We start from the raw sequence: 3411 nt of genomic DNA, 5'->3' as shown, positions 1-3411 counted from the left end.
CTCGGCCGCGCCGAGTGGGGCGCCGTGGCGCTCGTGTGCTGCGGGCTCGCGCTCCTCGCCCTCGCGGCGGGCCCGGAGGGCGGGAGGCCGGGGCCCGGCGCGCTGCCCTGGGCGCTGCTCGGCGTCGCGGCCTGCGTCCTGGTGGCGGGTGGCGCCTGCGGGCGGCTGCCGGGACGGTCGCGGGCACTGGTGCTGGGCGTCGGTTCGGGCGCGGGGTTCGGGGTGGTCGAGGTCGCGGTGCGGCTCGTCGACTCGCTCGACCCCGCGTCCCGCGGCTTCTGGACCGACCCGGCCCTGTACGCGGTGCTGCTCGGCGGCGGCGCCGGGTTCCTGCTCCTGACGTCGGCGCTCCAGCGCGGCGCGGTGACCACCGCGACGGCGGGCATGGTCGTGGGCGAGACCGTCGGCCCGGCACTCGTGGGCGTGCTCTGGCTCGGCGACCGCACTCGCGCGGGGCTGGGCTGGGTCACGGCCCTCGGGTTCCTGGTGGCGGTGGCGGGCGCGCTGCTGCTCGCCCGGTTCGGCGAGGCGCCCGAGGCGACCCCGGTGCCGGAAGCAGCATAGGAGCGCCCCCGCACCGCCCGCCCCCGGAGCGCCCCCGGGAGCGCCCCGCGCGCGCCCCTCAGCGCACGACGTGCGGGACGAACCGGGCGTACTCGTCCGTCACCAGGCCCGACGACTCCCTGATGCCGAGTCCCGCCGCCTCGTCCTCCACGACCCACGCGCCGAGCACGACCCGGTTGCCGTCGAAGTCGGGCAGCTCCGCGAGCTCCTGGTAGCAGCAGCGCTCCGCGCGGACGGCGGGCGCCTCGCCCGGCCGGTGGATCAGCACGCCGTCGCCCTCGCGGCCGAGGAGCGGCTTGGAGACGTACCCGGGCCCCCGGACGGCGAGTTCGCGCGGTCCGTCGAGGTGGGCGGGCAGCAGGTTCGGGTGGTCCGGGTACAGCTCCCACAGGACCGCCAGCAGCGCCTTGTTGGACAGCAGCATCTTCCAGGCCGGCTCGATCCAGCAGGTGGAGCCGGTGCCGCCGCCGTTGTCGAGCGTGTCCAGGACGTGCGGGCCGAACTCGTCCGCCGTCAGCCACTCCCAGGGGTAGAGCTTGAAGCAGCCGCGGATGAAGCGGAGTTTGTCGTCCACGAACCGGCCGGCGATGTCGTCCCAGCCGATCGCCTCCACCGACAGCGCCTCCGTGTGGAGGCCGGCCTGCTCGGCGGTCTCCCGCAGGTAGGCCACCGTCATCAGGTCCTCGCCCAGTTCGTCCGCCTCGCTGTGGACGAAGTGCAGCGGCCCGGGCGGCAGCAGCGGCGCCTGCCGCTTCCACGCGTCGACGAGCCGCTCGTGCAGGGAGTTCCACTGGTCGGCGCCCGGGAAGCGGTCCTCCATCCAGAACCACTGGGCGCTCGCGGCCTCCACCAGGGAGGTGGGCGTGTCCGCGTTGTACTCCAGCATCTTGGCGGGCCCGCCGCGCCCGTCGTAGCGCAGGTCGAACCGGCCGTACACGGAAGGCAGTTCGGCCCGCCGGCGCCAGGACTCCGCGACCGCGCCGGCGATCCTGGGGTCCGCGATGCCGAGGTCGGCGAAACGCCCCTGCTCCACGATGTGCCCGGCGGCGGCCAGGCACATGGCGTGCAGCTCCTCGACCACGTCCTCCAGCGCCTCGATCTCGGCGAGGTCGAAGGAGTAGTACGCGCTCTCGTCCCAGTACGGCTTCAGCGAGCCGTCGGGATGGCGGGTCAGCGGGTAGACCACGCCCTGCTCCTCGACGATCCGCTGCCAGTCGGGACGGGGCTCGACGGTGTGCCGCCTCACCGGCCCGCCGCCGGGGTCGTGGCTTCCAAGGCCGGCACCGTGCGGGCCGCCGTCTCAGCCACCGCTGGAGCCGTGCTCGCCGCCGAAGCCGCCGCGCTTGACGGCCGACTTGGAGTAACCGCCGCCCGATACGCGGCCGTTGTGCACGGATCCGCCGTAGTAGTAGCGGCCGGTCCCGTTGCCCTTGCACCTGCTGTCCGGCAGCAGTTTGTGCGTCTGCGGGTCCACGCAGCGCTTGTCGGGATCGCTCCCGCACGCCACGAGCGTGGTCGCGAGCAGACCCATTCCCCCGAGCACGACCGCGCTCGACTTCAGCTTCCGGCGCGTGGTCACGCGCCACCCCCTCGTCGTGTCCTGCCCGTCGATGGCCGAATCCGGTTCACACTAGTACGCCTGTACGGCATGCCACCAGCGCGCGGCCGGGCCGCTCCGGGCGGCGGGGGCCGGCGGGCGGCCCCGGCTCACGGCAGGACGCGGCACAGGGCGTCGAGCGCGCCCGCCCAGGCGCTGTCCGGCGGCGTCGCGTATCCGACGACCAGCGCGTCCCGGTCCCTGACCTCGGGCCGCTCGCGGGCGTCCCCGTGGGCGAACGTGGACAGCCCCTCGACCGCGAGCCCCTGCCACGCGGCGGCCGAGGTGACCGACTCCTCGGTGCCCGGCGGGAGTTCGAGCACGGCGTGCAGGCCGGCCGCGATGCCGGTCACCCTCAGGTGCGGGGCGCGCTCGGCGACGGCGCGCACCAACTGGTCGCGGCGGCGGCGGTAGCGCAGCCGCTGGGCGCGCACGTGCCGGTCGTACGCACCGGAGGTGATGAACTCGGCGAGGGTCAGCTGGTCGATCGCGCCGGGCGTCCAGTTGACGGCCCCCTTGGCCGCGACCACCTCCGCCGTCACCGCCGTCGGCAGCACCATCCAGCCCAGGCGCAGGGCGGGCGCGAGCGACTTGCTGGTGGTGCCGAAGTACACGACGCGCTCGGGGTCAAGGCTCTGCAGGGCGCCCACGGGCTGCCGGTCGTAGCGGAACTCGCCGTCGTAGTCGTCCTCCAGGACCAGCCCGCCCGTCGCGCGGGCCCAGTCCACGACCTCGGCGCGGCGCTCCGGCGTCAGGGCGGTACCGGTGGGGAACTGGTGCGCGGCGGTGAGCAGGACCGCGCCGGGCCGCTCGGAGGCGGCGAAGGCGCCGAGGGCCTGCGTGCGCGTGCCCCGTTCGTCGGCCGGAAGGGACGGGACGCGCAGCCCGGCACTCGACAGCAGCGCGAAGTACTGCGGCACCCCGTACTGCTCCACCGCGACCGCCCGCACGCCCCGCGCCGCCAGTACGGACCCGATCAGGCGCAGCCCGTGCTCGAAGCCCGCGCAGACCACGATGCGGTCCGGGTCGGCGTCGACGCCCCGCGCCCGGGCGAGGTACCCGGCGAGCGCCGTGCGCAGCTCGGCGCGGCCGCGCGGGTCCCCGTACCCGAACGCCTCCGAGGGTGCCGCGGCCAGCGCGCGCCGCGCGGCGGCCAGCCACTGGGCGCGGGGGAAGTTCGCCAGCGTCGGGGTGCCGGGCAGCAGGTCGAAGCGGGCTCCGGCGTTCCGGCGCGGGTCGCTCCACCGGGG

The 3411-nt window shown here is 75.7% G+C and carries 3 protein-coding genes and 1 pseudogene; 1 reads left to right on the top strand and 3 read right to left on the bottom strand.

What is annotated here, in order from left to right; translation table 11 throughout:
- Positions 1 to 564 (top strand): annotated as a pseudogene (locus L1885_RS25750) (hypothetical protein); the annotation flags it as partial.
- Between the two features lie 58 nt (positions 565 to 622).
- Here the strand turns inward: L1885_RS25750 and L1885_RS25745 are convergent.
- The 3 genes from L1885_RS25745 to L1885_RS25735 form a co-directional block, all read right to left on the bottom strand.
- Positions 623 to 1810, bottom strand: a complete 1188-nt coding sequence (locus L1885_RS25745) for a glutathionylspermidine synthase family protein (RefSeq protein ID WP_235799563.1) — start codon at positions 1808 to 1810, stop codon at positions 623 to 625.
- Positions 1811 to 1864: 54 nt separating this feature from the next.
- A complete protein-coding gene (locus L1885_RS25740; protein ID WP_235799564.1) occupies positions 1865 to 2095 on the bottom strand; it encodes a hypothetical protein in 231 nt (76 codons plus the stop codon).
- A 176-nt stretch (positions 2096 to 2271) separates the two neighbouring features.
- Positions 2272 to 3411: aminotransferase-like domain-containing protein (locus tag L1885_RS25735; RefSeq protein WP_235799562.1), on the bottom strand; the 1140-nt coding region annotated here is incomplete at its 5' end.

The organism is Streptomyces fuscigenes (genome assembly GCF_021556455.1).
In the GTDB taxonomy this organism is placed as follows: domain Bacteria; phylum Actinomycetota; class Actinomycetes; order Streptomycetales; family Streptomycetaceae; genus Streptomyces; species Streptomyces fuscigenes.
The sequence above is the reverse complement of the archived record's forward strand: the minus strand, read 5'-3'. Positions and strand labels throughout refer to the sequence as shown.